Origin of the sequence: Neolewinella maritima (genome assembly GCF_923081025.1) — a bacterium.
GTDB lineage: Bacteria > Bacteroidota > Bacteroidia > Chitinophagales > Saprospiraceae > Neolewinella > Neolewinella maritima.
Map to the genome: position 1 here is coordinate 759577 of NZ_CAKLPZ010000002.1, position 24524 is coordinate 784100.

At 59.6% G+C, this 24524-nt stretch carries 22 protein-coding genes; 13 read left to right on the top strand and 9 right to left on the bottom strand.

Annotated features, from left to right (window positions below; translation table 11 throughout):
- Positions 1 to 3 precede the first annotated feature (3 nt).
- Positions 4 to 1350 carry a RagB/SusD family nutrient uptake outer membrane protein gene (locus tag MJQ68_RS11545; protein WP_238751263.1) on the top strand — a complete coding sequence of 449 codons (1347 nt, stop codon included), beginning with the start codon at positions 4 to 6 and terminating at the stop codon, positions 1348 to 1350.
- Between the two features lie 9 nt (positions 1351 to 1359).
- Here the strand turns inward: MJQ68_RS11545 and nadB are convergent, their stop codons facing one another.
- A complete protein-coding gene (nadB, locus tag MJQ68_RS11550; protein ID WP_238751264.1) occupies positions 1360 to 2958 on the bottom strand; it encodes an L-aspartate oxidase in 1599 nt (532 codons plus the stop codon).
- A 168-nt stretch (positions 2959 to 3126) separates the two neighbouring features.
- Entirely contained in the window at positions 3127 to 4662 is a 1536-nt protein-coding gene (gene zwf, locus MJQ68_RS11555) for a glucose-6-phosphate dehydrogenase (protein ID WP_238751265.1), read from the bottom strand.
- Positions 4663 to 4756: 94 nt separating this feature from the next.
- Between zwf and MJQ68_RS11560 the strand changes: the two genes are divergently transcribed.
- The 7 genes from MJQ68_RS11560 (at position 4757) to MJQ68_RS11590 (ending at position 10717) form a co-directional block, all read left to right on the top strand.
- Positions 4757 to 5230 carry an RpiB/LacA/LacB family sugar-phosphate isomerase gene (locus tag MJQ68_RS11560; RefSeq protein ID WP_238751266.1) on the top strand — a complete coding sequence of 158 codons (474 nt, stop codon included), beginning with the start codon at positions 4757 to 4759 and terminating at the stop codon, positions 5228 to 5230.
- Between the two features lie 17 nt (positions 5231 to 5247).
- The gene (locus MJQ68_RS11565; protein ID WP_238751267.1) at positions 5248 to 5391 is read left to right on the top strand and encodes a hypothetical protein; all 144 of its coding nucleotides are present in this window, start codon (positions 5248 to 5250) and stop codon (positions 5389 to 5391) included.
- Positions 5392 to 5442: 51 nt separating this feature from the next.
- A complete protein-coding gene (locus MJQ68_RS11570) occupies positions 5443 to 6588 on the top strand; it encodes a hypothetical protein (protein ID WP_238751268.1) in 1146 nt (381 codons plus the stop codon).
- Positions 6589 to 6683: 95 nt separating this feature from the next.
- On the top strand, positions 6684 to 8189 hold the full coding sequence (gene gndA / locus MJQ68_RS11575; protein ID WP_238751269.1) for an NADP-dependent phosphogluconate dehydrogenase: 1506 nt from the start codon (positions 6684 to 6686) through the stop codon (positions 8187 to 8189).
- Between the two features lie 109 nt (positions 8190 to 8298).
- The gene (locus MJQ68_RS11580; RefSeq protein ID WP_238751270.1) at positions 8299 to 8952 is read left to right on the top strand and encodes a YceI family protein; all 654 of its coding nucleotides are present in this window, start codon (positions 8299 to 8301) and stop codon (positions 8950 to 8952) included.
- Between the two features lie 82 nt (positions 8953 to 9034).
- Positions 9035 to 9466 (top strand): tRNA (adenosine(37)-N6)-threonylcarbamoyltransferase complex ATPase subunit type 1 TsaE, encoded by a 432-nt coding sequence (gene tsaE, locus MJQ68_RS11585; RefSeq protein ID WP_238751271.1) that lies wholly within the window; start codon positions 9035 to 9037, stop codon positions 9464 to 9466.
- 15 nt (positions 9467 to 9481) lie between these two features.
- Positions 9482 to 10717 (top strand): alanine dehydrogenase, encoded by a 1236-nt coding sequence (locus MJQ68_RS11590; protein ID WP_238751272.1) that lies wholly within the window; start codon positions 9482 to 9484, stop codon positions 10715 to 10717.
- On the opposite strand, the gene MJQ68_RS11595 is transcribed toward MJQ68_RS11590, so the two are convergent.
- The 6 genes from MJQ68_RS11595 to proS all read right to left on the bottom strand — a co-directional run bounded on the left by MJQ68_RS11595 (position 10718) and on the right by proS (position 15836).
- On the bottom strand, positions 10718 to 11563 hold the full coding sequence (locus tag MJQ68_RS11595; protein WP_238751273.1) for a mevalonate kinase family protein: 846 nt from the start codon (positions 11561 to 11563) through the stop codon (positions 10718 to 10720).
- On the bottom strand, positions 11563 to 11886 hold the full coding sequence (locus tag MJQ68_RS11600) for a type II toxin-antitoxin system PemK/MazF family toxin (protein ID WP_238751274.1): 324 nt from the start codon (positions 11884 to 11886) through the stop codon (positions 11563 to 11565). The genes MJQ68_RS11595 and MJQ68_RS11600 overlap by 1 nt, the downstream gene beginning before the upstream one ends.
- On the bottom strand, positions 11883 to 12122 hold the full coding sequence (locus tag MJQ68_RS11605; protein ID WP_238751275.1) for an AbrB/MazE/SpoVT family DNA-binding domain-containing protein: 240 nt from the start codon (positions 12120 to 12122) through the stop codon (positions 11883 to 11885). Before MJQ68_RS11605 ends, MJQ68_RS11600 begins: the two co-directional genes overlap by 4 nt.
- Before the next feature lie 45 nt (positions 12123 to 12167).
- The gene (locus tag MJQ68_RS11610) at positions 12168 to 12950 is read right to left on the bottom strand and encodes an SDR family oxidoreductase (protein ID WP_238751276.1); all 783 of its coding nucleotides are present in this window, start codon (positions 12948 to 12950) and stop codon (positions 12168 to 12170) included.
- Positions 12950 to 14293 carry a flavin-containing monooxygenase gene (locus MJQ68_RS11615; RefSeq protein ID WP_238751277.1) on the bottom strand — a complete coding sequence of 448 codons (1344 nt, stop codon included), beginning with the start codon at positions 14291 to 14293 and terminating at the stop codon, positions 12950 to 12952. Before MJQ68_RS11615 ends, MJQ68_RS11610 begins: the two co-directional genes overlap by 1 nt.
- Before the next feature lie 73 nt (positions 14294 to 14366).
- Entirely contained in the window at positions 14367 to 15836 is a 1470-nt protein-coding gene (gene proS, locus MJQ68_RS11620) for a proline--tRNA ligase (RefSeq protein WP_238751278.1), read from the bottom strand.
- Positions 15837 to 16069: 233 nt separating this feature from the next.
- Between proS and MJQ68_RS11625 the strand changes: the two genes are divergently transcribed.
- From MJQ68_RS11625 to MJQ68_RS11640, 4 genes are all read left to right on the top strand, one after another.
- On the top strand, positions 16070 to 17254 hold the full coding sequence (locus tag MJQ68_RS11625) for a hypothetical protein (RefSeq protein ID WP_238751279.1): 1185 nt from the start codon (positions 16070 to 16072) through the stop codon (positions 17252 to 17254).
- Positions 17255 to 17407: 153 nt separating this feature from the next.
- The gene (locus tag MJQ68_RS11630; RefSeq protein WP_238751280.1) at positions 17408 to 18889 is read left to right on the top strand and encodes a hypothetical protein; all 1482 of its coding nucleotides are present in this window, start codon (positions 17408 to 17410) and stop codon (positions 18887 to 18889) included.
- 7 nt (positions 18890 to 18896) lie between these two features.
- Positions 18897 to 20126: a metal-dependent hydrolase gene (locus MJQ68_RS11635; RefSeq protein WP_238751281.1), complete on the top strand. Its 1230-nt coding sequence runs from the start codon at positions 18897 to 18899 to the stop codon at positions 20124 to 20126.
- A 29-nt stretch (positions 20127 to 20155) separates the two neighbouring features.
- Positions 20156 to 21340 (top strand): serine hydrolase, encoded by a 1185-nt coding sequence (locus tag MJQ68_RS11640; protein ID WP_238751282.1) that lies wholly within the window; start codon positions 20156 to 20158, stop codon positions 21338 to 21340.
- Here MJQ68_RS11640 and pyrH read toward each other — a convergent pair.
- Positions 21309 to 22046: a UMP kinase gene (pyrH, locus tag MJQ68_RS11645; RefSeq protein WP_238751283.1), complete on the bottom strand. Its 738-nt coding sequence runs from the start codon at positions 22044 to 22046 to the stop codon at positions 21309 to 21311. The two genes, MJQ68_RS11640 and pyrH, sit on opposite strands and share 32 nt — an antisense overlap.
- Before the next feature lie 292 nt (positions 22047 to 22338).
- On the opposite strand from pyrH, the gene MJQ68_RS11650 reads away from it, so the two are divergent.
- A complete protein-coding gene (locus MJQ68_RS11650; RefSeq protein WP_238751284.1) occupies positions 22339 to 24027 on the top strand; it encodes an RHS repeat-associated core domain-containing protein in 1689 nt (562 codons plus the stop codon).
- Positions 24028 to 24524: the final 497 nt, after the last annotated feature.

Below are 24524 nucleotides of genomic sequence, written 5' to 3' on the forward strand. Positions count from 1 at the left end.
ACCATGAACTACGCCAACCTACTTCTCCTCTTCGGACTGGGTGCCATCGCCCTGTCCTGTAGCGACGAGCTCAACCTGGAACCCGCGCAAAGCATCAGCGAAGAGCTTGCCCTGGGCACCGACGAAACACTCAAGGCCGTACTCGCCGGCGCATACGATCAACTCAGTGACGGTGATCTGTATGGCGGAAATAACCTTCGCGATGCCGATCTACTCGGAGGCACCGGCGAGCTACTCTTCGTAGGTACCTTCAACAGCCCCGACGAGATCGCGCGCAAGCGCATCACCACGGGCAATGTAGATGCAGAAGAAACCTGGATCGAAAGCTACGAGGCGATCAACATTGCCAACAATGTACTCTCCGCCCTGGACGTCGTCGACGCGGACGACCGCAGCCGGGTAGAGGGAGAGGCCCGCTTCGTGCGCGCCTACGCCTACTTCGACCTGGTCCGCTTCTACGCACTCCCCTACGAAGGTGGAGAAACCAATGATCAGCTCGGTGTACCCCTCGTACTTACCCCCACCCGCGAAGTCGGACCGGACAACGATGTGAGCCGGGCTACGGTAGAAGAGGTATACGACCAGGTACTTACGGACCTCACTACGGCCGTAGACCTGCTGCCCCCCACCAACGGCGTGCGCGCCGGAGGGCTCGTAGCCACGGCCACCCTCGCCCGCGTGTACCTGCAAATGGACCGCTACGAAGATGCCCTGGAAGCGGCCAACCGTGTCATCGAAAGCGGGTCGTACTCCCTCACGCCTACTTACGCAGCGGCGTTCATGAACGAAAGCAATTCTACGGAAGACATCTTCGCCATTCAGGTCACCTCCCAGGATGGAATTAATAACCTCAATACCTTCTACTCCATCCCTGCTTTCGGGGGGCGGGACGGAGATATCGAGATCCTACCGGCTCACCTGGCACTCTACGATACGACGGATGCCCGGTACCAGCTATTTTTCGAGCGCAGTGGGGCCACCCTCACCGGCAAGTTCAATGACCAATTCGCCAACATCAGCCTTATACGCTTAGCTGAGATGTACCTCATCCGCGCCGAGGCCAATGAGCGATTGGGTACCGAAGTAGGTGCCACCCCTACCGAAGATATCAATCGCCTTCGCAACCGTGCCGGCCTTGACGACCTGGAGGAGGGTGAAGTCGATCTGGAGTACATCCTGGAAGAGCGCCGCCGGGAACTCGCCTTCGAGGGCTTTCGGATCCATGACATCAAGCGTCTCGGGGGTAGCGTGGGTGCGTTCGCTTTCGACGCGGACGAACTGGTCTTCCCCATTCCCGCCCGTGAGATCGTCGCCAACCCCAATCTGATCCAGAATCCGGGGTATATCTGATCGGCTCCCCTACAGCACCGAATACTGCACGAATCCCGCCCGCTCCGGATAGTCCGTGGTGAAGTGCAGGCCCCGGCTCTCCTTGCGCAGATTGGCCGCCTTGGTCACCAGGAAGCCGACCGTGATCAGGTTGCGCAGCTCGCAGAGCTGCGGGCTCACCAGACTATGCCGGTACAGCTCCTCGGTCTCGTCGTGGAGTAGCACCAGACGGTCCTTCGCCCGCCGGAGCCGCTTGTCGCTGCGCACGATGCCGACGTAGCTCGACATCACTTCCTTGAGTTCCTTGACGCTCTGGGTAATGAGTACTTGCTCCTTCGGCTCCATGGTGCCGGTGCGCTCCCACTGCGGAATATCCTCCTGCAGGGGCTCATTGTCGATGTTAGTGGCAATAGCGTGGGCAATGCGGTGGCCGAACACCAGGGCCTCCAGCAGACTGTTGCTGGCCAGGCGGTTCGCGCCGTGTAGTCCGGTGCTGGTGCACTCCCCGGCCGCGTAGAGGCGGTTGACCGAGCTGCGGCCAAACTCATCTACCTTTATCCCCCCGCACATATAGTGGCAGGCCGGCGTGATGGGGATCAGGTCCTTCATCGGGTCGATGCCTGTCTCGATGCACTTATCGTAGATCGTGGGGAAGTGGGCGCGGAATTTTTCCTCGTCTAGCTCCCGGCAGTCCAGGCACATATACTCGGCCCCCGTCAGTTTCATTTCGTTGTCGATCGCCCGGGCTACGATGTCGCGCGGTGCCAGACTCCCCCGGGGGTCGTAGTCGTGCATGAATTCCGATCCATCGGGCCGCTTCAGGATGGCCCCGAAGCCCCGCACCGCCTCACTCACCAGGAAGGCCTGCTTCTCGATCCCCGGACTGTACAGCGCCGTCGGATGAAACTGCACGAACTCCATATTCTCCAGGTGCACCTTGGCCCGGTAGGCCATGGCAATGCCATCCCCCGTAGCGATGACGGGATTGGTCGTGCTGCGGTAGATCTGTCCGTTCCCACCGGCACACAGTACCGTAGTGCGAGCCAGGATGGTGCTGATCTCCCAGTTCTCCTTATTGAGCACGTAAGCCCCGTAGCACTCGATATTCTCCGTCAGGCGGGTCACGATGTGCCCCAGATGGTGCTGCGTCAACAGGTCGAGCGCGAAGTAATGCTCGTGCACCACCAGATTATCCAGCGTAGCCGCCTTGGCACTCAGCGCCCGCTGAATCTCCCAGCCCGTCAGGTCTTTATAGTGCAGGATCCGGTTCTCCGAATGCCCCCCCTCCCGGCCCAGGTCGTACTTCTGAAACTGGTCCAGGTCGAAGCGCGTGCCCCACTCGATGATCTCCTCCACCCGTTCCGGTCCTTCCTCCACCACGATACGCACGATGTGCTCGTCACAGAGTCCGGCCCCGGCATCCAGCGTATCCTCTACGTGCTTTTCGTAGTTGTCCGTCCCGTGATCCCACACCGCCGCCACTCCGCCCTGGGCGTAGCTGGTATTGCTCTCCCGCTCGTTCACCTTAGTGAGCACGTCGATCTTCAGTTCGGGCCGCAGCATCGCCAGTTTGATGCCCGTGCTAAGCCCCGCGATCCCGGAGCCAATAATGAGTACGTCGGTTTTCAAGGGGTTAGGGAGTTAAGGGGTTAGGGCGTTAAGGCGGTCGTCGGAGGCCTGGCAGGGGGCGGGGCCACAGGTGCAAGATACTACCCAAACGCGCGAAGCAAGCATCCCCACACTACCCACAAAGCGGTCTACCCAGCCGAAGGCGCCTACCCAGCCGAAGGCGTCTAACTACAACTTAGTATAGTGCTTATCGTCCACCAGCGACTCGGCCGGATTGCGCCAGCCGCCATTGGGCACATCGCTCCAGAGCGCATCTGCCTCGGCGGGGCCCCAGGTACCGGCTTCGTAGGTCGTCAGTGGAGCTTCGCCTTTCTCCCAGGCTTCGATGATGGGATCGGTGAAGGCCCAGGCCACCTCGACACTGTCGCCGCGGGCGTAGAGGGTGGGATCCCCCTTCATACAGTCTAGCAAAAGGCGGCTATAGGATTCAGGGACGTCCTGGGTGGTCAGGTCGCGGTAGAAGAAGTCCATGTCGACGTTCTTCACGCGGAAGCCCTCCCCGGGTACCTTCATGCCGAACTCCATGGCCATGCCCTCGTCGGGCTGGATGCGGATGATGAGCTGGTTGTCGCACTTCATCGCGTAGTCATCGAACTCGGCGAAGATGGCCTGCGGGGGATTCTTGAACGTGATGACCACCTCGGTAACCTTGAGCGGCAGACACTTTCCCGTGCGGATGAAAAAAGGCACCCCGGCCCAGCGCCAGTTGTCGATGAAGAACTTCATGGCCACGTAGGTCTCCGTAGTGCTGTCGTCGGGTACGCCCTCGGCGTCGCGGTAGGACACTACGCGTCCGTCCTTGGTATCGCCGGCCGTGTACTGTGCCCGCACCACCTGCTTGGCTACGGTCTCCCCCTTGATGGGCCGCAGCGACTGGAACAACTTCATTTTCTCCCCCCGGATCGACACGGCGTCTGCCCGGATGGGAGGTTCCATAGCTACGTGGGCCAGTACCTGCAGGAGGTGATTCTGGATCATGTCGCGCATCGCGCCGCTGCCGTCGTAGTAACCGCCCCGGCTTCCTACGCCGACGGTCTCCGCCGCCGTGATCTGTACCGACTGGATGTAATTCCTGTTCCACAGCGGCTCGAAGAAGCCATTGGCGAAGCGGGTCACCAGTAGGTTCTGCACCGTCTCCTTGCCCAGGTAGTGATCGATCCGGTAGATGTCGTTTTCCGGGAAGAAGGACTGGATGTCCTCGTTCAGTTTCTTGGCCGATGCCTCGTCGTAGCCGAAGGGCTTCTCTACGACCAGCCGTGCCCAGCCGCCCTCCGGTGCGTTAAGCCCCGAAGCCGCCAGGGCTCCCGGGATAGTGCTATATAGCTTGGGTGGGGTAGAGAGGTAGAAGATGTAGTTGCTCCCCGTCCGAAACTCCTGGCTCAGCACGTCCAACCGGGCCTTGAGCTTATCTATATCCTCCTTTCCATCGTATACCTTCAGGTCCTGGTAGAACAGCAGCTTGGAAAACTCCTTCAGCTGCGCCTGCTCCTTCTGCTCGGCGGTAAAGAACTCGCTGTCGAACACCACCTTGTCGCGAAACTGCTCGTCGGTATAGTCCGTCCGGCTAGCACCCAGCAGCGCGAAATGCTCCGGCAGGTAACCGCCCCGGTAAAGATCGTAGACGGCGGGGATGAGCTTGCGCTGGGCCAGGTCACCGGAGGCACCGAAGATGATCAGGATATGGGAGGGGACGGAATTAGGCATACGGCGGGGGTCTTTAGGTTCCAAAGGTGGCTACTTTTTAGAAGGTTTACGCCGCGCGCAAGGTAATTTGTGCCGTAAGCAGTAACTATCTACTATGACGATTGGCATCGCGACCGACCACGGCGGCATCGAACTCAAGCAACAACTTCAGCAGTATCTCGAAGAACAGGGCCACACGGTCCGGGACTTCGGCGCGTTCGAATACGACGCCAAGGACGATTTTCCGGACTTCGTCATCCCCCTGGCCCGGGCCGTCGGAGCCGGAGAAGTAGAGCGTGGCGTGGCCGTCTGCGGCAGTGGGGTAGGAGCCAGTATCGCCGCCAACAAGATCAACAACGTGCGCGCCTGCCTCATCACCGAAACCTACTCGGCCCGCCAGGGCGTAGAGCACGACGATATGAACATGATCTGCCTGGGTGGCCGCGTCATCGGCATCGCCCTGGCCCAGGAGCTACTCAACAACTTCGTAGGGGCGGAGTACCAGGCCCTACCCCGGCAGCTGCGGCGCATGGGCAAGATCGCCGCACTAGAAAACGAGGCGCAGGGAGGGGCCCCTGCGGCGAAGTAGGCGCGGACGCAGGTGCGATGAATACACAGGAGGAACAAGCCCCACTTAAATCCTGGCTGGATAAGCTGCAGCAGGAAAGCTGGCAGCTCGAGCTGCTCATCAGCGGCTTCGTGATCTTTTTGCTGATCGGCGGTCTGGAGCCGATGTTCGATCTGGCGTAGGACCTCTTTTCCCTCAAGGAGCAGAGCAGGGCCTACTTCGGCTTCGGGCTTATGGGGGGTATGTTCGGCACGGCCTATCTGGCCCTGCTGGTGAGTCTGCTCGTCCACGTCACGCTGCGGGGCCTGTGGATCGCCGCCATCGGACTGCGGTACGTCTCCGGAGATATCGACTACGACGCACTGCGGTACCAGGCGATCTACCGCGACTGGCTGCGCAGGTCCGTGGGGAGCTTCGACGACTACATCGAGCGGCTGGAGCGCTACTGTAGCGTGATGTTCTCAGTGGCCTTCCTGATCATCTTCTGTTTTCTCAGCATCACTACTTATTTCCTGTTTGCGATCGCCCTGCAGGGGGGCTACGGCTGGCTGGTAGGACGGGAGACGATGACCACGGGCGTATTCACCGGCGCGGGCTTCGTGAGTGTGCTTTGCCTCGTACTCGGGGTACTCTACCTGATCGACTTCTTTACCCTGGGGTGGTTCAAGCGCAACCGCTACACGGCACGGGCCTACTACCCGGTGTATCGCCTCATGGGCTGGGTTACGCTGGCGGCCCTCTACCGGCCGCTGTACCACAACCTGGTGGACGACCGCTTCGGCCGGCGGCTGGCGCGCCTGCTGCCCGTATTTGTACTGACCATCCTGTTGGTCGTGTCGGCCCGGATCGTAACCCACGGCTTTTTTCCCTACTACCAGCAGGACGGAGCTGCGTGGATCGATCACCGCAACTACGACGACGAGGGGGCGGACATCCGTAGCCAGCGCCACCGCACTACCCTGAGTAGCCGCTACGTCAAAGACAACTACGTGGAGGCCTTTGTCGCCTACCGGCCCCGCCTACACGATCCCACCATACAGCGGAAGTACCCCGATCTGGAATTTGCCCGCTACACCGGTCTGCGCTTCGGCGAACCCATGCAGCTCACCCAGCTCTACAACCTGAGTGACGACTATTCCTACGATAGCCTACTGGTAGCCGTAAGCAGTATGTTCCGGCTATACGTAGACGATAGCTTACGCACGGACGTGCCGGCCCGCTTCCACTACAACAGTACGCGCGAACAGCCCGGTCTGCTCTATATGATACCCGCCCACACCATGGATCCGGGAGAACACTTTCTGCACATCGAAGCGCAGCACGTGGTGGACGATACGCTACAGTGGTACACCCAGCCCCGCGTATACTTTTATAAATAACGCACCCGCGGCCCCGCCCCCCGGCCTGACGTGAACACTGCGCCGGCCTACACCTTTGCGCTAACGTATCTTAACCCGCAAATTCCCCCCTCGATATGGACCAGCAACTATATGACTTCGGTATGATCGGCCTCGGCGTGATGGGCCGCAACTTCCTCCTCAACGTAGCCGACGACGGCTTCGGCGCGCTGGGTACGGACATCAATGAAGAATCCGTAAGCGCCCTCAACGAGGAGGGAAAGGACATGCGGGTGAAGGGAGTAGCCACCCAGCAAGAGTTCGTGCAGCTACTGAGTAAGCCGCGTAAGATCATGCTGCTGGTGCCCGCCGGCTCCATCGTCGATAAGGTGATCGAGGGCCTGCTGCCGCTGCTGGACAAGGACGATATTATCATCGACGGCGGTAACAGCCACTACGAGGATACCGACCGCCGCTACGCCTACCTGAAGACCAAGAATATTCGCTTCCTCGGCACCGGGGTGTCCGGAGGAGCTAAGGGCGCTCGCCTGGGACCCAGCATCATGCCCGGCGGCGACCGCTCGGCCTGGGAGGACGTCAAGCCCATCCTGGAAACCGTAGCCGCCAAGGTGAACGGCGAACCCTGCGTGACCTACATCGGAGAGAGCAGCAGCGGCCACTACGTCAAGATGGTGCATAACGGCATCGAGTACGGCCTGATGCAGCTCATCGCCGAAGCCTACGATATCCTCAAGCGGGTGGGGGGCATGAGCAACGACGATATGTCGGCCCTGTTCAGCAAATGGAACGACGGGCGGCTCAACAGCTACCTGGTCGAGATCAGCGCCAATATCCTCAAGTACCGCATAGAAGATACGGACGAGCACCTGCTCGACCTCATCCTCGACAAGGCCAAGCAGAAGGGTACCGGCAAGTGGACCAGCCAGTCGGCCATGGATCTGGGCGTACCCATCCCTACCATCGATGCGGCCGTGACCATGCGCGCCATCTCCGCCTTCAAGGAGTACCGGCAGGACAACAGCAAACTATATAAGGACATCCACCCCGAGATGCCCGAGCTCACGGGGCCCGGCTTTGCCGAATCCGTAGAGAAGGCCCTCTACTTCGGCTTCGTGACCTGCTACGCCCAGGGCATGCAACTGCTGGCCGAGGCGAGCAAGGAGATGAAGTACGACCTCGATCTGGAGGGTATCGCCCGCATCTGGCGCGGTGGCTGTATCATCCGGGCCGAGATGCTCGAAAAGATCCGCCACGCCTACGGTACCCGCGAGGGGCTGTTCAATATGATGGCTACCGAGGAGTTTCGTCACGACCTATTCGACTGCCGCGAATCCGTGGTCGAGCTGCTCCATCAGGCCAATGAGCGGGGCGTACCGGCCATGTGCCTGTCTACCTCCCTGCAGTACTTCGAGGTCTTCCGTAGCGAGCGGCTTCCGCTCAATATGGTACAGGCCCAGCGCGACTACTTCGGCTCCCATACCTACGAACGGACGGATCAGACCGGTGTATTCCACACTGCCTGGGACGCCCGCAGTATCCACAAGGCAGGCGATGAGACCGACCGGACCGGACCCGGCGAGGCCGCCACGCTCAAACCGTCCGGAGGGGCCAAGGGCCAATAATTCAGTGTACCTACATTAAATTTTGCTGTATCATTCAACCCGCGCCGGCTTGAGGGGTTTTACTGTGCATCTGACCTTACGAAACGGGTCGTCACTCAAACTGAAACTTATGCTACGCTCCCTCTCCCTACTTGCCTTCGCTGCTGCACTGACCGCCTGCGGTCCTTCCGGCACCGAAGTAGAATCCACTGACGCACAAACCGAGAATACCGCCGCCCAGGCCTCCGCTACCTACGCCCTGGATCCCCAGGCCAGCACCGTAGAGTGGGAAGGTACCAAGCTGATCGGCGGTGGCCATCAGGGGATGATCCCCATTGCTCAAGGGAATCTTGAAACGGACGGCACCCAACTCGTCGGCGGCGAAGTCACTCTGGACATTACCGGGCTGAATAACACGGACCTGGACGAAGAGGGTAAGGGCAAACTAGAGGGTCACCTCAAGAGCGCCGACTTCTTCGACGTAGCCCAGTACCCCACGGCTAAGTTTGTCATCACCAGTGCCACCCCCGCGGTGGACGCTGAAGACGGACACAACTACGACATCACCGGCAACCTGACCCTGAAGGGCACCTCGCGGAGCATCACCATTCCCGCTACCGTGACCATGACGGAAAATCGCATCACGGCCACCACACCCGACTTCGTCATCGACCGCACCGAGTGGGGTATGGAGTACGGCAGCGGCGGCATCGAGGGCATCGCCCAGGACAATATCATCAACGATGAGGTCGGCCTGAAGCTGAACCTGGTCGCGATGAAGTAAGCAACACGTATTCCCCACAGCATAAGAGGTTGGCCGCGATTGCGGTCAGCCTCTTGCTGTTTAGCGGCTACATTTGCGCAAGATGGATATCCACTATACGCTTCCCGAACTGCCCGTCCTGGCCAGCAAGCTGCTGGCGGAGTACGGCCGCGATACGGTATACGCCCTGGAGGGTGAGCTGGGTACCGGCAAGACCACGCTGGTCGCCGAGCTTTGCCGGCAACTCGGCGTGACCGAGCCCGTTTCGAGTCCTACCTACAGCATCGTCAATACGTACGCCAGCCCCGCCGGACCGGTATACCACCTGGACTGCTACCGCTTGCAGGACGTCGCCGAGGCCGTCGATGCCGGACTCGAGGAGCTACTGGACGCCCCGACAGCTAATGGCGCCGCTGCGGTATTCATAGAATGGCCGGCGGTGATACAACCCTTACTGCCTCCCGACGTTGTTTTCTTGCGCTTGTACCACCTAGCCACGGAGGAGCAGCGGCGTATCCACGTTACCACCAGCTAGCCCGTAAGCGATTCCATGAGCAGTAAGGATAAGGAAAAGATCGATCTCCCCCAGGAGCTCACCTCGGGATACGCCCAAACGCAGACGGAAACCCTGGCCATCGAACCCCGCGCCGAGGAGCTGTTTATCGGCATCCCTAAGGAGATCACGTTGCAGGAAAAGCGCGTAGCCCTGGTACCCAGCGGCGTCCACAACCTGACCACCCGCGGCCACCGGGTCCTGATCGAGACCCAGGCCGGGGAACACAGTAGTTTCAGCGACCACGACTATAGTGAATGCGGGGCCGAGATCGCTTACTCCGCCCAGGAGGTATACCGCAAGGCCCGTGTTATCATCAAGGTGGCCCCGCCTACTCTTGATGAGATCGAGATGATGCAGGAGGGCTGCATCCTGATCTCCCCGCTGCAGCTGCCCATCATCAACGCCGACTACCTCTACCGCCTCAAGCATAAGCGCATCATCGCTCTGGCCATGGAGTATATGCAGGACGAGGAGGGCAGCTTCCCCATCGTGCGCATCATGAGCGAGATGGCCGGCGTATCCGCTATCCAGACGGCCGGTGAACTCCTCAGTACCAGCCACGGCGGACCGGGTGTACTCCTCGGAGGAATTTCCGGCGTACCCAGTGCCAAGGTGGTGATCCTGGGCGGTGGGGTAGTTGCCGAGTACGCTACCCGGGCCGCCCTGGGAATGGGGGCTGAAGTCCGCATTTTCGACGACAATATCCATAAGCTGATGCGGCTGCAGAATTCCGTAGGCCGCCAGCTGTACACCTCGGCCATGAACCCGGTCTACCTGCGCCGGGAACTGCTGGACGCCGACGTAGCCATCGGAGCCATCCACGCCGAGCACGGGCGCGCACCGGTAGTGGTGAGCGAGGATATGGTGCGGGCGATGAAGCCACACAGCGTCATCATCGACGTCAGCATCGACCAGGGCGGCTGCTTCGCTACCAGCCAGCTCACTAGCCTGGACCGGCCCACCTTCGTCAAGTACGACATCGTTCACTACTGCGTACCCAACATCGCCAGCCGGGTGGGGCGCACCGCCTCCATCGCTGTAAGTAATATCCTCACGCCGATCCTGCTGCGCGCTGAGGGGGCCCGTAACTTCGAGCACTTTCTGTTCCGCCACAACGGGCTGCGCCACGGCATCTACACCTTCCGCGGCTGCCTCACCAACCGCTACCTCGGTCAGCGCTTCGAGATGCGCCACACGGACATCGACCTGCTGATGACCAGCGGCATGTAGTTACAGCCAGTGTAGCCGCTCCCCAAAGGTCGCTTCCGTACGGGCGCGATCCCGTGCCAAACCGAGTAGCATCCCGCCGCCACCTGCTCCGCAGAGTTTGAGCCGGTAGTGCGCCCCACCGTCCCAGACGGAACGAAATGCCTCCGGGACCAAGTAGGGGAAGTTGGGCAGCTGGTAGGCTGATAGCTCACGAAATGCGGTGTATAGGTCCTGCCGATCTCCGGTCAGCAGTGCCGTCAAGGCGCGCTCGTTCGGCTCCATCCACCCGCTGCGGATGTCGGGCACCATGTCCTGGTCGAAGGCCTGCACAAAGCGTGCGATCAGGTCGCTGGCGCTGCGCGTGATGCCGGTGTCTACTAGAAAAAAGCCCTCCCGCCAGCCTTCGGGAAGTTGCACCGCACTGGCGTCCCCGCCCTGTAGGAGCAGGGGCTGCTGTAGGTAGGAGACCAGGGGGTCGGTACCGGAGCTTTGGCCGTGAAAGTGACCCTCCATAGTCGCCAGGGTGTGCCGTAGTTCTTCCATGGGCAGTGCCCGGCCCGCCGGCGTCGCGTAGCGGTCGTACACCGCGGCACATACGGCTCCGCTACTCCCCAGTCCGTAGCCGGTCGGGATATCACCCGTCAGACCTGCCCCCTGCCGCAGGTCCCGGACAAGCGTATCGTGGTCGATCAAACGGGCGGGAACGCGGGTGCGCAGGTAATCAGCGAGGGCAAGCAACCGGTCGTCGGGCGAATCGACGGTCCACCGTAGACTGTATTTGGGGTAGGGTATAGCTAGTCCGCGGCTGCCGCGGAGAAGCGTGTGCTCGCCGAATAGAATGATCTTGGCCGGATAGTGAGGGAGCATCAGTCGACGTACGTACTACGGATGACTTCGGTCAGTTTCTCCTGTTCCGCCCGGGTGATCTTACCTGCTACTTTCGTTATGCGTGCTTTGTCGATAGTACGGATCTGTTCCACTACGGCGTAGCCTTTGCCCCTTTGTGTGGTGACGGCTACCCGGGTGGGATAATCCTTGCGCTGCGAGGTCAACGGAATGACAACCACAGACCGCAGGTGGCGATTGAGTTCATCGGGTGAGATCACTACACAGGGCCGGGTCTTCTTGATCTCGCTACCGACAGTAGGGTCTAAGTTGACGATGACAATGGCGAACCGGGTGACTTTCAAAAGTCGAATGTTTCATCCTCGAACACGTCATTGATCAGTAGCTCGTCATCCCCTTCGGCGGCCATTTTTTTGAAGGCTTCATCCCAACCTTCGCGCACTTTCTTGACGGGTTGCAGCAAAATACCTTCTTCCAGTAGATTCATTTCAATGGTATCCTCTATGGAGTACTCCTGTAGTACTTTTTTTGGGATACGGAGACCCCTGGAGTTGCCGATCCTGACGATCTTAGCCTTCATGATGTAATTACTTTGTGAGTACAACATTGGCTACTTCCCCTAAGTTTACCAGCCGATCACCTTACGGCTCACCCACTTGCGGATGCGGTAGGGGAACAGCCGGCTCAGGGGGGCAAATACTTTGGTGTCGGTGCCCACGTAGGTACGGAACTTACCGGTCTGCACGACCTTCCAGGTCGCCGCGGCGATGTCGTCGGGGGTGAGCTTGATGTCTTTATCGCTCAGCTTGCGGTGCTGACTGAGGTAGTCCAGGATGATGGGGGTCTTGGCGTACATCGGTAGCAGGTCGCTGACCCGGATACCGTCGGCTTCGAGGCCGATATCGAGGCTCTCGGTGAAGCTCAGTACGGCGCGCTTGGTGGCCGAGTAGCTGACCAGCTCGGGGTTGCCGTGGAGGGCCGAGGCTGAGGATACGTTGATGAGGTGGGCTCCGGGAGTGTTGCGCATCAGGGGGATGGCGGCATGGGCTACGTTCATCACGCCGAATAGGTTGACGTCGATGACTTTGCGGTGGTGCTCGATAGACACATCGGTGAAGGCCCCCACGCCCGTGATACCGGCGTTGTTGAACAGCACGCGCAGTTGGCCGCCGGTATGCTCGCCGAAGTGCTGGATAGCCTGCCGGGTGCTTTCGATGTCCGTCACGTCCAGTGTGCCGCAGCAGGCTACGTCTGGGCCACCCAGACTGCTGACTAGTTCAGTCAGGGGTGCTTCGCTGAGATCGTACAGACCCACGTACCAGCCCTGACGGACGAAAGTGCGGGCGACTGCCTGGCCGAAGCCGCCAGCGGCTCCGGTGATGAAAATAGTGGGTTTGGTGGTGGACATTAATAGACTTCGGTAAGGGGAGCTACGCGGGCAGGTGCCGCGATGGGAGTATTCTGGTGCGCGCCCTGTGTCCGATCGTAGGTATGGGCTTGCTTACGTAAGCGGGGGTAGCGGCGGAGTTGTTTGGCTACACCGCGGACTACGTCGTAGGGGTCGATCAGATGGGTATCCATGATGCGGTCGCCTTGCTGCTTGTATACAGCGCCTACGGGCTGGGAGATCTCCCGCTGCAGTTTGATGTGCTCGGCTACGAGCTTGCCGTAGGGCTCGAAGACCTGTCCTACGCCGCCGCGAAACTGGTACCAGCCCAGGTAATAGATGCCGCGGTAGTCGGGCAGCATGGACCAGCCGTAGACCTGGGCGACCGTACCCTCTACCCGCTGCAGCTCCGGGGGCAGGAAGGGGTAGCTGAGGTGGTAGCCGGTGGCGCAGGCGATGAGGTCGGCCTCTACGCGACTGCCATCGGTAAAGACGACCTCCTTGCCGGCGAGCCGCTCGATACCGGGCTTGGCGGTGAGGCGGCCGTGCTTGATGTAGTGCAGTACCTCAGAGCCCAGGGTGGGGTGCTTTTCAAAGGGTTCGTAGTCGGGCTTGGGCAGGTTGTAGTCTGACCAGGAGCCCTGCACGATCCGCACCATCAGCTTGATGAAGGGCCGCTGAAACCAGACCGGCCAGCTGGCGAAGGGGCTGTCCGCAATGGGCTTACCCATAAAGGTCTTGGGGAAGAACCAGACCCCCGACCGCAGGCTCAGATATGCACGTTCGGCCAGGCGCGCACTCTCGCTAGCTAGGTCGCAAGCCGAGTTACCACCCCCCACGACGACGACCTTGCGGCCCATCAGTTGCTCGCGCTCTTTGTAGTCCTTGGAGTGCATGATCTGGCCATCGAATTGCCCCTTGAATTCAGGCATGTTGCGGTCCCAGTGGTGGCCATTAGCGAGCAGTACGCCCTCGTACTGCCGTACTTCTCCGCTATCCAGCGTGACCTCCCAAAGATTGTCCGCGATGGGCCGCACGTAATCGACGCGGGTGTTGAACTCGATCCGCTCACGCAGTCCGAAGTGGTTGGCGTAGTCGATGTAGTAGTCCAGCATGTGCTGGGCGCTGGGGAAGTCGGGGTAGTGTTCCGGCATGGGATAGCCGGGGTACTGGGTGATCAGCTTCGAGGAGATGATGTGAGCAGTGGGGTAGACCCCGTGTAGCCAGTTGCCGCCTACCTCGCGGTCAGCCTCGACGTGATCGTACAACAGGCCCGCCTCCTGGAGTCCGCGGGCGGTGCCGAGTCCACAGGGGCCAGCGCCGATGATGAGGTGACGGTCGCGGCGGTCGGTGGTGGAGGGCATGGTGGGAGCAGCTTTAGGACGTGGAAGGTACGGAATGCACACCGAGCTCGGCGTACAACGCCTCGACCTATCCTTAGTACGCCTTAGCAAACACCACCCGTCCCTTACTGGGTTTACCGGATACCATATCGACCCCGTCTTCCTGCGGCTGATCCTGCGGTACGCAGCGGATGGTGGCCTTGGTCAGTTCCTTGATCTTGAGCTCGGACTCGGTGGTACCGTCCCAGTGCGCGTAGATAAAGCCGGGAATGTCGCGCTCGATCACTTCCTGGAATTCCTCGAAGGTGTCTACGTAAGTAGTGTATTCCTCGCGGAAGCGCACGGCCCGGTCGAAGAGGTTCTGCTGGATCTCGTCGAGCAGCTGGACGACGTGATCGACGATGCCCTCCAGGGGCTGACTCTCCTTGGTCTTCTCGTCGCGGCGGGCTACCTCGATGGTCCCCTTGTCCAGGTCGCGCTTGCCGAGGCCGAGGCGGATGGGAATACCTTTGAGTTCGTTCTCGGCGAATTTGAATCCGGGACGCTGCTTGGCATCATCGTCGTAGCTGACGCGCACGCCACGGGCCTTGAGCTGCTCCATGAGCTCGTGCGCCTTGGCGTCGAGGGCTTCATTGGGCTTGGGGATGGGGACGATAACCACCTGGATGGGAGCGAGCTTGGGGGGAAGCACCAGGCCCTCGTCGTCGCTGTGGGTCATGATGAGTCCGCCGATCAAACGGGTAGAGACGCCCCAGCTGCTGGCCCAGACGTACTCCTCCTGGTTCTCGGCGTTGCTGAACTTGACGTCGAAGGCCTTAGCGAAATTTTGTCCCAGGTTGTGGCTGGTACCGGCCTGGAGGGCCTTGCCGTCCTGCATCAGGGCCTCGATGGTGTAGGTATCGATAGCTCCGGCGAAGCGCTCGTTGATCGTCTTGCTGCCGCGCAGGACGGGCATGGCCATATACTCCTCGGCGAAGGTGGCGTAGACGTCCTGCATCTGGAGGGCTTCCTCCAGTGCTTCCTCGGCCGTGGCGTGGGCGGTGTGGCCTTCCTGCCAGAGGAATTCGGCGGTGCGCAGGAAGAGGCGGGTGCGCAGTTCCCAGCGCACGACGTTGGCCCACTGGTTGATGAGCAGGGGCAGGTCGCGGTAGCTGGTGATCCAGTCGCGGTAGGTATGCCAGATGATGGTTTCGGAGGTAGGCCGTACGATCAGTTCCTCCTCCAGTTTAGCGGTGGGGTCTACGACGACGCCGCCGCCGTCGGGGTCGTTCATCAGGCGGTGGTGGGTGACCACGGCGCATTCCTTGGCAAAACCGTCGACGTGCTCGGCCTCCCGGCTCAGGAAAGACTTCGGGATGAACAGGGGGAAGTAGGCGTTGACGTGGCCCGTTTCCTTGAACATATCGTCGAGCTGCCGCTGCATCCGCTCCCAGATCCCGAAACCGTAGGGCTTGATCACCATACAGCCCCGCACCGCACTGTTGGAGGCCAGATTGGCCTTCTTGACAATGTCCAGGTACCACTCGGAATAGTTTTCGGTACGGGAAGTGATCGCTTTGGCCATGGGGTCAACTTTTGGGCGGGTAACACGTTGATTATTAGTAGGCTACAGCGTATAACCGGGAATGCCCGGACGGCTCGGCCCACCTGTTTCTTACCCTCGGTTTGGTAAGCAGAATGGCGTTTAACGCTTTTGCGGGCACCTTTAAGGCTGCCTTAACCAAAGGAAGGGCACAAACTTACTACTTTAGACCTTGAATCAGTGGCAGACTCACGGATTACATAACTATCAATATCATGCTCAAGCAAAAGCTACTTCTCGCAGTGTCATCCTTATTTGCCCTGTTGCTCATCTCGACCGGTGTGCAGGCGCAGTACGATGATATGTACTACGATCCGGACGACTTCCGTAGCGTAGAGCCTGCCCCCGATTATTACCAGGACGATTACGACCAGCGTGACGATGCACCGCGGGACAATGCCTTCCGCTCCGCCTCCAGCTACGACGACGATCCCTACGATTACTACTACTCCAGCCGTATCCGGCGCTTCAACCGGCCGTATGCCGGCTTCGGTTACTACGATCCGGTCTATGTAGATGTAGCCTACTACGACCCCTTCTACCGGCCCTTCGGTGCTACTTCGCTGATCTATAACAGTGGCTTCGGTTACAACCGTTTCGGCCGTGGGAGTGCCTTTCTGGAGCCCGTCATTACGCCCTATGGTGTAGCCTACGTGGACCGCGGCTTCAACCGCTGGAACCGCGGCTGGAACGATCCCTTCTACGGCGGCGGCTTTAACCGTGGCTTCGGCTACGGCGGCGGTGCCTTCGGCTACGGAGCCGGCCGGTTCGGCGGCGGTGGATTCGTCACCCCCGGTGGCTACTACTGTCCCCCCGCATGGGGCGGCGGCAACACCTACGTCGTCAACAACAACGTCAGCAACGCACCCGCCCGGCGCACCGTCACTTCGGTACCCCGTGCCGCTACCACCTCGATCGCCGATCGCGTAGCCCGCAACCGGCAGAACACGCCGGTGACCTCCCGCTCAGCTAATACCCGTGGCACCACGGCTACCCGTAGCAGCACCAGCGGACGCACCCTGCGCAGTTCGGATCGTGGTACCACCACCCGGGACACACGGATCGATCGCAGCCGTACCACGGTAGCGCCCCGGACCAACACCCGCTCGGCCACGCCCACCCGGAGTGCTACTCCCACCCGCCGTGCCACGCCGAGCCGCAGTACCACACCTACCCGTGGTACCCGCTCGCGGAACTACACGCCGAGCCGCAGCGCGACCCCTACCCGTAGCGCCACGCCCAGCCGCAGTACGCCATCGCGTAACTATACGCCTAGCCGGAGCGCCTCACCGTCGCGCAGTGCTTCGCCCAGCCGCAGTGCCTCGCCTAGTCGGTCTTCTTCTACCCGATCCACCTCCACCCGTACCACCACCCGCACCCGTAGTGGTGGCGGCAAGTAAGCCGGATAGACCATCACGTCATCAGAAGGGATGCGTACCGTAGGGTGCGCATCCCTTTTTGCGTCCGCTACGTTTAAAGAAGTCATAAACCATCGCCGGCGGGCAAACTTTCGTTTCCACCCTGCTTTCTTCAGAGACCAAGCACATTGACCTATGAACCTACGGCTAGTCCTGGCTGCCCTGCTCCTGACGGGTACCCTCAGCGGACAAAACTTCAATGATGCCCTCCGCTATTCTTTCGTGACGCCGCAGGGCACGGCACGCTTCGCTGGTACGGGCGGCAGCCTTACCCCGCTGGGCGTGGACGTCACTACGCTACACACCAACCCCGCCGGCATCGGCTGGAACCGCTATAACGTGGCGCAGGTCACCCCGGGCTTTACGTTTACCGGAATGGATGCGAATTTGGTACCCAGTCAGCCCGCCGAGAACACGAGCGAGTCGGCGGCTAATTTTAACCTGCCCAGCATAGGTGCGATCTTCGCCGGCACCACGCGCTCGGTCAACTGGTCTACGCTCAACTTCGGCATCAGCGTGACCCGCCTGACAGACTACAATCAGCAGACGCGTTTCGGCGGCCGCAGTCAGGGGAGTATTATTGACGGTTATGCTGCTGACCTGAACGCGGGGATCGAGGATCCCTTCGGTTCCTTGCTAGCATTCAATACCGGCGCGTTCTTCGAAGATGACCAAGGCTTTTTCACCGATTTCGACTTCGAAGAGAATGACGGTGGTCGCATTCGCCGCGACGGACTGTACGACCGGCGCGGAAGTATGTCGGAGGTCGCGCTCGGTTTCGGGGGGAACTACCGGGAGAAGCTACTCTGGGGACTCTCCTTCGGTATACCATTCTTTACCTACGACGAAGTATTCTCCTACGAGGAGGTAGACGATCAGGGGGAGATCAGCGGGTTCGATAATTCCGCTTTCGACCAGAGCCTCATCACCAGCGGCACGGGCTTCAATCTGAAGTTCGGCCTCACCTACCTGCCCACCGAACAACTGCGCATCTCGGGTGCGATCCATTCCCCGACCTTGTGGACGATCGATGAGCAGTTTTCTACCGGCTTCGAATACAATTTTGTCGACGACAACGGACAGGCCATGGGCGGCACGGAACTCAGCCCGCTGAACTCCGCCACCTACAACCTAAGTACCCCCTGGCGCTTCATGGTGGGGGCCGGCTACCTGATCGGTAAGAGCGGCTTCCTCAGTGTGGATGTCGACTATGCCGACTACCGGGGCAACAGTATCAGCTTCGATGATTTCGCCACCGCCGCCGAGGCTACCAATGAAAGCATCGACAACAACCTCAGCAGCAGCATCGGCCTACGGGTAGGCGGTGAGCTGAACCTCAAGCCCATACAACTGCGGGCCGGCGTAGGCTACCGCCAGATCCCCTACGCCGTGTTCCTCAACGACGAGGACGAAGCCTATCTCACCTACAGCGCCGGCGCCGGCTACAGCATCGGCAAGTTCTTCGTCGACGTAGCCGCCCAGTACAGCGGTGCCAGCGGCTTCGAGACCGCCTACAACGCACCCATCGACCTGGAGGAACCCCTGATCCTCACCGACCGGAGCCGGGTATCCGTCCTCCTCACCGTAGGCCTGCGCGGATTCAACGTCGGCTTCTAGCCCCCGAGTGGATTCACTTACGCAAATTGTCCTCGGCGCGGCCGTCGGGGAAGCCGTCCTGGGGCGCAAGGTCGGCAACCGTGCCATGCTCTGGGGCGGTATCGCCGGTACGCTACCGGATCTGGACGTGCTCTCCGGACTGGTCGCCGATCCCATGAGTGCGCTGGCCTATCACCGGGCCTTCACCCACAGTCTGCCCTTCGCCGTACTGGCCGCTCCGCTGATCGGTCTGGCCGTACACCGGATCTACGGCGGTAAGCTGCTCGCGGTATCCGACCGGGCGTTTTACCCCCTGGCGATCCTGGCCTTCTGGCTGCTGCTACTCACCGGCAGTTACCTGATGCCACTGCCGATCTATAGCATACCGGCCATCACGGCGGTGATCACGCTGGTCTTCGCAAGCATCTGTACGGTCGTGGCCGTCTTCGCCCGTCGCAAGGCACACGGGCGCCGCCGCATTCACCAAAACGCTACGGGAGCGGAGTGGACGATCCTCTTCTTCCTGGCCATCGCCACCCACCCCCTGCTAGACTGCTTCACCGCCTACGGCACCCAGCTCTTCGAGCCCATCAGCCGGGTGCGCCTGGCCTGGAATACGATCTCGGTGGTCGATCCCACGTATACGCTGCCCTTTCTCCTACTTCTCGTACTAGCGGCACGCAGCGGGCGGGGCACGCCGGTGCGGCGTATGCTCAACACGGCGGGCCTGGTCATTTCTTCCGCCTACCTACTACTTACGGTAGTGAATCACTTCAACGTACGGTCCGTACTGGACGATACGCTAGACCGGGCCGGGCTCACCGCCGACCGCCAGATCATCGGCCCCAGCCTAGGGAGCAATCTGCTCTGGTCCGGCACGGCGCAGATCGATTCGGAGACCTACTATATGGGTCAGTACAGTCTGCTGGATCAGGAGCGCGTATTCAGTCCGCTCGTAGAGGTAGCCGGCCGCCACGCGCTACTGGCCCCCTACACCGGCGACCGTGACCTGGAGATCCTGGAGTGGTTTACCGGCGGCTTCTACGTCGTCATTCCCCGGGACAGCGGGTACGTACAACTGAGCGACCTGCGCTACGGTCTGCTGGGCACCGACCCCACCGATCCGTCGGCCTACCTGTTCAGCTGGAAGATCGACACCAGCGTGCGGCCCGTGCGGGTGGTGGAGCAGGCCTCCGGTCCGCAGGGAGATCGCGGCGACCTGCTGGCCGGTATGTGGGAGCGGATGTGGGGCATCTAGGCACGCCGGTGTTGCCTACATTTAGGGGTATGCTACGTACGCTATTTCTTGTCCTTGCTCCCGTTCTGCTCGTCGCTCAGCACAACCCCCTGGCCGAGGTGATCGAACAGCAGCGGGCCGACTTCGCCCCCTGGGTAGACCGGCCCGACAGCTTTGAAGTGCAGATCCTGTACAGTCAGATCGACCGGCGGCCGGACGGCACGGTGCAGCTCCGTACGTACCGCTGGGGCGCTGACAGTACCCAGTACTTCTACCCCGCCAGCTCCGTCAAAATGCCCGTTGCCGTGCTGGCCCTGCAAAAGCTCAACGAGCTGGGAATACTCGGGATGACCGCCGAAACACCGATGTACACCGGCAAAGGCAGCGCACCTGCGAGCGCGCCCCAGACTGCCGTCGGCCGCGATACCAGTAGTGTGACGGGGCTGCCCAGCGTGGCCCACTACATCCGCCGCATTTTTCTCACCAGCGACAACGCGGCGTACAATCGGCTCTTCGAGTGGCTGGGGCCTACCTACATCAATCAGGCGCTGCAACGGGCCGGGATCGCGGGTGCGCGGATTCAGCACCGGGTGGGCGTCGGGGGCTTTGACGATACTACCCACGCTTACCTCAATCCGGTCCGCTTTGCCGATGGCTACGAGACGCTGTACCAGGTGGGGGAACGGCACGATACGTACTACGACCCGCTACCGGGGGTGATCGGGCAGCAGCGGGGGGTGGGGTATATGGAAGATGATAGCCTGGTCCGTGCGCCCTTCGACTTCAGCCACAAGAACTACCTGAGCGTGCGCAACCTGCACGATATACTGGCGCGGATCGTGGTGCCGGAGGCGGTCGAGACCCCCTTTCAACTCACTACGGAGGACTATGCGCTGCTGCGTCGGGCTATGTCAGAGCGCCCCCGCGAAAGTGTTTCGCCCCGCTACGATCAGCCAGACAACTACGTCAAATTCTGGCTGTACGGCGATCAGCCGGAGGAAACCCGCATTCCGGACGAGCTGCGTATCCTCAACAAAGTGGGCTGGGCGTATGGCTACCTGACGGATGCGGCTTACATCACGGATGGGGAGGTGGAATTTATCCTTGTCGGCACGATCCACACCAACGCCAACCGGGTGTACAACGACGGGGTGTACGAGTACGAGGAGGTGGGGATGCCGTTTTTCGGCAAGCTTGGTCGGGCTATGCTTCGGTACGAACGGGGGCGACGTTAGAGACCAGCGTGCCTACGGGTTCTCCGAACATGATCTTGCGCAGGTTGGCCGGCTCGTTGATGTCGAAGACGATGATCGGCAGGTCGTTTTCGGCGCAGAGTGCGAAAGCGGCCTGGTCCATCACGCGCAGGTTCTTGGTCATGGCCTCGCGGAAGGTGATGTGGTCGTACTTGGTGGCGGCGGGGTCTTTTTCCGGGTCGGCGGTATAGATACCATCTACCCGGGTGCCCTTCAGGATCACTTCGGCGCCGATCTCGTTGGCGCGCAGGGCGGCAGCGGAGTCGGTCGTGAAGTAGGGGTTGCCGGTACCGCCGCTGAAGATCACTACGCGGCCTTTTTCCAGGTGGCGGATGGCGCGGCGGCGGATGTAGGGCTCGGCGATCTGCTGCATCTCGATGGCGGAGATCAGGCGGGTGAAGACGCCGTGGGTTTCCATCATGCTCTGCAGGGCCATGCCGTTGATGACCGTGGCCAGCATGCCCATGTAGTCGCCCTGGGTGCGCTCTACACCGGACTCGGCGGCGGAGAGGCCGCGGAAGATGTTGCCGCCGCCGATCACTACGGCTACTTCGACGCCGATGTCGATCAGCTCCTTGATCTGCTTGGTGTAGTAGGTGAGCATCTTGGGGTCGATGCCGTACTGCTGGTCGCCCATCAGGGTTTCGCCGGACAGCTTGAGCATGATTCTGCGGTAGGTAAGGGCCATGGGGCGAAGGTAGGGATTAGATCGCCTTCGGCGGGGTAGACCGCTGCGCTCAGTAGACCGCCTTCGGCTGGTTAGACCCCTTTGGGGGTAGATCGCTTCGCTCGGTAGATCGCCTTCGGCTGGTTAGACCCCTTCGGGGGTAGGTGCTCGGCCGGTAGGGATTGCGGTGGGAGCGGGGGATGGGCTCGCCTGCACCGGAACAACATACATCGTCTGCGAGGGTGGGACTAACGGGCGCGATTTTCCGTTAGAGCTTCACTATGATAACTTCAGGTTGAGCGGCAATCGAACTATGAAAGACGGTAATATATCGCAGATTAGCTGGCAGATCCGCGGTCGTACCGCCCAGGCGTATCGCTTCGACTACGATCTATTCGGACGCCTTAGCTCTGCCCGCTCTGCCCAGCGAACTAGCAATGGTGGCTGGAACTGGATGAAAGATTACGACACTGACTACTCCTACGACGTAAGGGGTAATATGCTCACGCTAAAACGCAACGGTAAGTCGTCCTGCTCGGCGGAAACCGACATAGATGATTTGGCTTACACTTACAGCACGGGTAGCAACAGACTGACGAAGGTGCAGGAAAAGAATACTACCAATACCGCCCGGGCCGGTTTTGCCGCTACCTCTGACTACACCTACGATGCCAATGGTAACTTGAGAACAGATAGCCAGAAGGGGCTTACCATTACGTCCAACTACCTGAATCTTCCCTCCCGAATCAACCGCAGCGGAGGCCGGTCGAGCATCACGAACACCTACACCGCTACCGGCCGCAAGCTCGAGACTACCGGTGGGGGGGATGCCCGGGAATACTTCGACGGTATCGAGTACGTCAGTGGAGTGCTAAACTCGGTTTACTTCGAGCACGGGCGGGTGTACTTTGCTAACGGCAATGCCAGCAGCGGGCGCTATGAGTATACCCTGCGTGATCACCTGGGTAGCAGCCGCGTGAGCTTCAGTGATTTGAATGGAGATGGTAACATCACAGCTACCACCAACCGTTTGACCAGCGAGCTGCTGGATGAGCAGCACTACTACCCCTTTGGCATGGCGATGCAGGGGCCGTGGGTAGAGCATAGCGGTAGGGAAGACCTGCACCGCTATAATGGCAAGGAGCTGAACGAGGAGTTGGGGCTGTTTGACTATGGGGCCCGGTGGTACGATCCGACGATCGCACGATGGAATGCGGTCGACCCGCTAGCTGATAGTTACGCTTCGATCACTCCATACGCTTATGTAGGCAACAGTCCAATCAAATTCATTGACCCTGATGGAATGAGAGTTGACGTATACCAACTTATAACTGGTGAAGATGGAAAAGTAAGTGAGGAAGGTTTAAATTCACTTTATCACATTATGACTGATCTAGAGTCAATCACCGGCTTATCCGTAGGGGTTGAGGCTGGTCTGTTAACATACGGTGAAGGTACGGGTGGAGGTAGTTCGACCGCTGCCTCTTATTTGAAAAATATTATAGATTCGAAGTCTACCATAACTGTTGGTCCTAATACTGATCCATACCAGACAGGTAGTATTAGTCCTAACGTAAACAGGAACAAGGATCCAAATCATATTAATTTTGATGGAGCTACTGCCTATGCTTTTGAATCTATGTTTTCGACGAGTAAATCAGGAAGTGACGATTATCTAACCATGGGAGCTGGCATGTTGTTTCTTCATGAAACTTTGCACACAGATACTGGATTAGGTGTCTTGGGCCATAATTATGATAATTTTAAAGACGGTGACGCTTGGTCACCAGGCGGTACTGTCTCATATATGAATGAAATTAGGTCAGAACTTGGCATCCCAACCCGAAATACCTATAAGCCACAACCACGGCTAGATGGAGAACAAAAATGGAATTTTACTTCTACCAAAGGAGGAAACATCAAAGTAGGGTATAACACCTTCATGAGTTGGCGAAATCAATACTTCATTCAAGGTTGGAACAACGTATGGAAAGGAAAATAATTAAGATAGGAGTGCTCTTACTATCTTTGGTCATGTTGCTCTCATGCGGTGATACAAATCCTAAGTCAGACCCTACTGATGCCGATACGGTTTCAGAGTTTGTCGAATTAGTTACAGCTAGATGTCAAATACCAGTATACCCGTATGACATAACTATGCCTCGTGGCAAATTCCTGACCGTTCATCCTTGGTTAAGGCATGCGGGTGTTACTTCAGGTTACACTGACATTGACGTGCCCGACACATGCTACTCTACGTTAAATGAGTCCTATCGCACAACCTGTTCCCAATCTTTTTCCAAATCAAAGTCTTATCTATATCTAACTCAAAGGTGCAACTCAACGATATATGCAGTTGTCCTCAATGATAGCACGAATGAAGTTTATAAAGAGGGTAGCATGGTTACATGGGATCAAGGAGTTCCCACAGAGTACTTACTAATTTTGTCTTCCAATGATACAGAGGTGTTGGACACAATCTTAACGCTTAATCTAGAG

Coding starts and splice junctions, on each gene's coding strand:
- MJQ68_RS11545 (WP_238751263.1), top strand. CDS start 4: ATGAACTACGCCAACCTACTTCTCCTCTTCGGACTGGGTGCCATCGCC.
- zwf (WP_238751265.1), bottom strand. CDS start 4,662: ATGCCTAATTCCGTCCCCTCCCATATCCTGATCATCTTCGGTGCCTCC.
- MJQ68_RS11560 (WP_238751266.1), top strand. CDS start 4,757: ATGACGATTGGCATCGCGACCGACCACGGCGGCATCGAACTCAAGCAA.
- MJQ68_RS11565 (WP_238751267.1), top strand. CDS start 5,248: ATGAATACACAGGAGGAACAAGCCCCACTTAAATCCTGGCTGGATAAG.
- MJQ68_RS11570 (WP_238751268.1), top strand. CDS start 5,443: ATGGGGGGTATGTTCGGCACGGCCTATCTGGCCCTGCTGGTGAGTCTG.
- gndA (WP_238751269.1), top strand. CDS start 6,684: ATGGACCAGCAACTATATGACTTCGGTATGATCGGCCTCGGCGTGATG.
- MJQ68_RS11580 (WP_238751270.1), top strand. CDS start 8,299: ATGCTACGCTCCCTCTCCCTACTTGCCTTCGCTGCTGCACTGACCGCC.
- tsaE (WP_238751271.1), top strand. CDS start 9,035: ATGGATATCCACTATACGCTTCCCGAACTGCCCGTCCTGGCCAGCAAG.
- MJQ68_RS11590 (WP_238751272.1), top strand. CDS start 9,482: ATGAGCAGTAAGGATAAGGAAAAGATCGATCTCCCCCAGGAGCTCACC.
- MJQ68_RS11595 (WP_238751273.1), bottom strand. CDS start 11,563: ATGCTCCCTCACTATCCGGCCAAGATCATTCTATTCGGCGAGCACACG.
- MJQ68_RS11605 (WP_238751275.1), bottom strand. CDS start 12,122: ATGAAGGCTAAGATCGTCAGGATCGGCAACTCCAGGGGTCTCCGTATC.
- MJQ68_RS11610 (WP_238751276.1), bottom strand. CDS start 12,950: ATGTCCACCACCAAACCCACTATTTTCATCACCGGAGCCGCTGGCGGC.
- MJQ68_RS11615 (WP_238751277.1), bottom strand. CDS start 14,293: ATGCCCTCCACCACCGACCGCCGCGACCGTCACCTCATCATCGGCGCT.
- proS (WP_238751278.1), bottom strand. CDS start 15,836: ATGGCCAAAGCGATCACTTCCCGTACCGAAAACTATTCCGAGTGGTAC.
- MJQ68_RS11625 (WP_238751279.1), top strand. CDS start 16,070: ATGCTCAAGCAAAAGCTACTTCTCGCAGTGTCATCCTTATTTGCCCTG.
- MJQ68_RS11630 (WP_238751280.1), top strand. CDS start 17,408: ATGAACCTACGGCTAGTCCTGGCTGCCCTGCTCCTGACGGGTACCCTC.
- MJQ68_RS11640 (WP_238751282.1), top strand. CDS start 20,156: ATGCTACGTACGCTATTTCTTGTCCTTGCTCCCGTTCTGCTCGTCGCT.
- pyrH (WP_238751283.1), bottom strand. CDS start 22,046: ATGGCCCTTACCTACCGCAGAATCATGCTCAAGCTGTCCGGCGAAACC.
- MJQ68_RS11650 (WP_238751284.1), top strand. CDS start 22,339: ATGAAAGACGGTAATATATCGCAGATTAGCTGGCAGATCCGCGGTCGT.